General features: G+C 75.6%; 4 protein-coding genes and 1 pseudogene. 2 read left to right on the top strand and 3 right to left on the bottom strand.

The window, feature by feature from the left end; translation table 11 throughout:
* Positions 1-77 precede the first annotated feature (77 nt).
* Positions 78-1,553: a DNA-3-methyladenine glycosylase 2 family protein gene (locus GKQ77_RS28720; RefSeq protein ID WP_258022135.1), complete on the top strand. Its 1,476-nt coding sequence runs from the start codon at positions 78-80 to the stop codon at positions 1,551-1,553.
* Here GKQ77_RS28720 and GKQ77_RS28715 read toward each other — a convergent pair.
* The 3 genes from GKQ77_RS28715 to GKQ77_RS28705 all read right to left on the bottom strand — a co-directional run bounded on the left by GKQ77_RS28715 (position 1,489) and on the right by GKQ77_RS28705 (position 3,471).
* Complete coding sequence (locus GKQ77_RS28715) at positions 1,489-1,860, bottom strand: PPOX class F420-dependent oxidoreductase (RefSeq protein WP_219691890.1); 372 nt, start codon at positions 1,858-1,860, stop codon at positions 1,489-1,491. The genes GKQ77_RS28720 and GKQ77_RS28715 overlap by 65 nt on opposite strands.
* An 82-nt stretch (positions 1,861-1,942) precedes the next feature.
* Positions 1,943-2,425, bottom strand: coding sequence for a DUF456 domain-containing protein (locus GKQ77_RS28710; protein WP_219691889.1), 483 nt, complete (start codon positions 2,423-2,425; stop codon positions 1,943-1,945).
* Between the two features lie 41 nt (positions 2,426-2,466).
* On the bottom strand, positions 2,467-3,471 hold the full coding sequence (locus GKQ77_RS28705) for a helix-turn-helix transcriptional regulator (protein WP_219691888.1): 1,005 nt from the start codon (positions 3,469-3,471) through the stop codon (positions 2,467-2,469).
* 303 nt (positions 3,472-3,774) lie between these two features.
* Between GKQ77_RS28705 and GKQ77_RS33695 the strand changes: the two are divergent.
* Positions 3,775-4,197 (top strand): annotated as a pseudogene (locus tag GKQ77_RS33695) (protein phosphatase 2C domain-containing protein); the annotation flags it as partial.

Raw genomic sequence — 4,197 nt, 5'->3', positions numbered from 1 at the left:
CCCCTCCACCAGGGAACAACCCGCACTCGAGCACCGTGTCCGATAACCGCCAGCGCCCTCCCCAGGAGCCCCGCAGAATGGGTGGCGTGATCGATGAGGAAACCCGGTACGAGGCCGTCCGCAGCCGGGACGCCCGCTTCGACGGCGAGTTCTTCTTCGCCGTGGAGACCACCGGCATCTACTGCCGCCCCAGCTGCCCCGCCGTGACGCCCAAACGGCAGAACGTCCGCTACTACACCACGGCCGCCGCCGCCCAGACCTCCGGCTACCGCGCCTGCCGCCGCTGCCGCCCGGACGCCGTCCCCGGCTCCGCCGAGTGGAACGTCCGCGCCGACGTCGTCGGCCGCGCCATGCGCATGATCGGCGACGGCGTCGTCGACCGCGAAGGCGTCCCCGGCCTCGCCGTACGCCTCGGCTACAGCGCCCGCCAGGTCCAGCGCCAGCTCACCGCCGAAGTGGGCGCGGGCCCGGTCGCGCTGGCCAGGGCCCAGCGCGCGCACACCGCGCGCGTACTGCTGCAGACCACGGACCTGCCGATCACGGAGATCGCGTTCGCCGCCGGATTCGCCAGCGTCCGCCAGTTCAACGACACCATCAAGGCCGTCTACGCGCTCACGCCCACCGCGCTGCGCACCGCCGCCCCCAAGCGCGGCGCCGCACGGGCCACGCCCGCGGCGGGCATCCCGCTGCGCCTCGCCCACCGGGGCCCCTACCAGGCCGCGGCCGTCTTCGACCTGCTCGCGGCGGAGGCGGTACCCGGCATCGAGGAGGTCACCGGCGAGCGCACCGCCCGCACCTACCGCCGTACGCTCCGACTGCCCTACGGCACGGGGATCGTGGCGGTTCAGGAGTCCGGCCCCGCCCCGGGCGGGGCCAGCTCGGCGGCCGTGCACCGCGGCGGCTGGCTCGACGCCCGGCTGCACCTCACCGACCTGCGCGACCTCACCACGGCCGTGCAGCGCCTGCGCCGCCTCTTCGACCTGGACGCCGATCCCTACGCCGTGGACGACCGGCTCGGCGCCGACCCCCGGCTCGGCCCGCTCGTCGCCGCCCGGCCCGGACTGCGCTCGCCCGGCGCCGCCGACCCCGAGGAGTTCGCGGTGCGGGCGCTCGTGGGGCGGGCCGGTGCCGGACGGCTGGTGGAGCGGTACGGCAAGGCGCTGGACGCGGCCTGCGGACGGCTCACCCACCTCTTCCCGACACCCGCTGACCTGGCCGCCGAACTGGCCGCCGAGCCCGGCCCGCTCGGCGCGCTCGCCACGGCGCTCGCCGACGGCGCCCTGCGCCTCGACGCGGGAGCGGACCGGGACGACGCCGAGGCCGCGCTGCTCGCCCTGCCCGGCCTGGACGCGCGGACGGCCGCGCTGATCAGGATGCGGGCCCTCGGCGACCCCGACGTGGCCCCGCTCGGCGAACCGGAGCCGGTGCCGGACGCCTGGCGGCCATGGCGCTCGTACGCCCTGCGCCACCTCTGGACGGAACAGGGCCTCACCGCGCGTCGAGCCCCCAGCTGTGGATCCGCCGCGGCCGGATCCGGATCAGCTCCGCGCTGAAGCCGGGGCCCAACTCATGCGGGCCGATGAGCAGTTCGGCCACGCCCCGGACCTCGATGCCCCGCACCTTCCACGGCTCCAGGCTCACGACGTCGTCGACGACGAGGGACACCTTCGCGTTCGCCTGGAGGTTGCGCCACTTCTTCGTCGTGCTCAGCGCGTGACCGCCGACCAGGATCGTGCCGTCGTCCTGGGGGAAGAAACCGACGGGGTTCGCCTGCGGCTGCCCCATCGGGTCGACCGTGGCCAGCCGCCCCAGCCGCTGGGACTTGAGGTACGCGCGTTCGGCTGCACTGAATTCGCTCATGCGGCGAGCCTCGCACGGGCTCCCGGCCGACAACACGGGGCGCCCGCACCGGCCCAGGGCATGTCCGGGGCCCCGACAGGCGCTAGCCCCAGAACACCGCCCCCAGCCACGCCCCCAGAATCAACAGGCAGGCGAAAAGCTCGGTGAGCACGCTCGTCCCGCCGTTGCGCATGGCCGTCCGCGTCGCCGCCACCGCCTCGCCATGGCCGCCGAGCCGCAGCCGCTCCCCGGCGTAGATCCCGCCGATGAAGCCGGGAATCGCGCCGAGCACCGGCACCACGCAGAACCCCAGCAGCGCCCCGGCCCCGGCGAACGCGGCCATCCGGCGCGTGGCACCGCTCTGCCGCAGCCTGCGCGGAGGCAGCTGCCAGCGCACGGCCTGCGCCACGAGCAGGACGACGGTCGCGCCGACGAGCAGGCCCCACGCGAGCCCCCGCTGATCCTGGAGCGCCCACCACAGGACCGCGGCCCACACCAGCCACGGCCCCGGCACTCCGGGCACAAGCACTCCGCACAGGCCGAGCAGCATCACCACCGCGACCAGCAGGAGTTCCCACGCTCCCATCTGCCCAGCGTGCCGCAGTCCCAGGGAAACCGCAGGTCAGATTAGCCCTGCGGCGCGCGGGTCCGGCGCGCCACCCAGTCGCGTTCGTACGCGTGCCAGCCCAGCTGGAGCCGGGTCGTCACGCCCGTCAGCTCCATCAGCCGCTTCACCCGGCGCTGCACCGTCCGCAGCCCCAGATCGAGCTGCTTGGCGACGCTCGCGTCGGTCAGGCCCGCCAGGAGCAGGGAGAGAATCTCCAGGTCCGTGCCGTCCGGGCCCTCGGGGTCCGCCTCACCGACCGTGCCGCCGTCCGCGCCGAGGCGCAGCGGCAGCGCCGCACGCCAGACCGCCTCGAAGAGGCCCGTCAGCGAGGCGAGCAGCCCGCTGTCGTGCACCACGAGCGCGGCGGGCTCCGCGGTCCGCGAGGTGAGCGGCACCATCGCGAGCGAGCCGTCGGCGATCAGCAGCTTCGCCGGGACGCGGTCCACGACCCGCACCTGCTCGTCGCGGCCGATCGCCGCCGACAGTTCGACGAGCCCCGTGGGCATGTCGAGTACCGCCCGCTCCACCACCGAGCGGCAACGGACGGCCCGGTCGGCGGACCGCCCCGCCGCGCTGTCCGCCACGCCGGTGAGCCCGGCCGGGCCGCCGGTCACCAGCGCGCACACCTCGTCGCGCGCCCCGAGACGCAACTGGAGGAACCGCTGCGAGACGGCCGCCGCGCCGGTGACCACCTCGACCAGGTCGTGGACGGTGGGCTCGGCGGCCTGCGCGCGGTACTCCTCGGCGAGCGCGGTCGCCGCCAGCTCCGCCTTCTCCAGCTCGTGCCGCCGCCGGGTGAGCAGGGCGCCGAGCGCGGCGCCGGGCGGCGCGGCCACCCAGCGGCCCGCCCTGCCGGAGGCCCGCGCGGCCAGACCGTGCCGCTCCAGGCGGCGCAGCGCCCGCTCGGTCTCCGGCTCGCCGATGCCGAGTCCGCGGGCGAGATCGGACACCTCGGCGGCGCCCACGCGCACCAGCGCCCGGTACGCCGACTCGTGCGTCTCGTCCAGACCTATCGCTGCCAGCATCCGGCGATCTCCCTCCCCAGCGCTCCGTACATCATCCCCGCCCCTCGCCGCGTCGTCCGCGAAGGACGGTACGCGGATTGAACCCGGCGCCACTGGGCACGCGGGCTACGGGCCAGGGCGCACGGCGTACGCCCCGGCGCCCCCGACACCGCCGGGCGGACCTCCTGTGGGGGGTGGGTCCGCCCGGCGGTCCCCCTCGTCGCGCCTGTCCCGGCCCCCTCGCCCCGGCCCTCTTGTCGTCAAGATGGCCGGAATTTCCGGAAGCACCGTTTTCGTACGTCCTTCGCGGTGGAAAATAGGGGCATGAGCCAGCAGGGGGAGAGGCGCACCGGCCGCGACGACGACTGGTGGGGGCAGCTGTACGACGAAGCCGCACAGGACACGGGCCCCACGCCCGCACCGGACACCCTCGACGACAGGTTCGCCTCGGCGGCGGACGCCGTGAAGGAAGGGGCGCCGGGGGCGGCTGACGCGGGTGGCCTGGACGGCCTGGACGACTTGGACTTGGACCCGGCCCGCGACTTGGACTTGGATCCGGCCCGCGACTCGGCCCTGGATCCGGCCCGCGACCTGGCCCTGGATCCGGCCCGCAACCCGGCCCTAAATCCGGCCCGGAACCCGGCCCGCGACCCGGCCCTGGACCCCGCCCGCGACCCGGCTCCGGATCCGGCCCTGGACTCCGCCCGCGACCCGGCTCTGGATCCGGCCCTGGACCCCGCCCGCGAC

Source organism: Streptomyces anatolicus, assembly GCF_019400875.1.
GTDB lineage: Bacteria > Actinomycetota > Actinomycetes > Streptomycetales > Streptomycetaceae > Streptomyces > Streptomyces anatolicus.
Note: the sequence above shows the minus strand (reverse complement) of the source record. Positions and strands in the feature narration are given on the sequence as shown.

Excerpts from the sequence above, each read along its gene's own strand:
- GKQ77_RS28720 (WP_258022135.1), top strand. The coding sequence starts at position 78 with ATGGGTGGCGTGATCGATGAGGAAACCCGGTACGAGGCCGTCCGCAGC.
- GKQ77_RS28715 (WP_219691890.1), bottom strand. The coding sequence starts at position 1,860 with ATGAGCGAATTCAGTGCAGCCGAACGCGCGTACCTCAAGTCCCAGCGG.
- GKQ77_RS28710 (WP_219691889.1), bottom strand. The coding sequence starts at position 2,425 with ATGGGAGCGTGGGAACTCCTGCTGGTCGCGGTGGTGATGCTGCTCGGC.
- GKQ77_RS28705 (WP_219691888.1), bottom strand. The coding sequence starts at position 3,471 with ATGCTGGCAGCGATAGGTCTGGACGAGACGCACGAGTCGGCGTACCGG.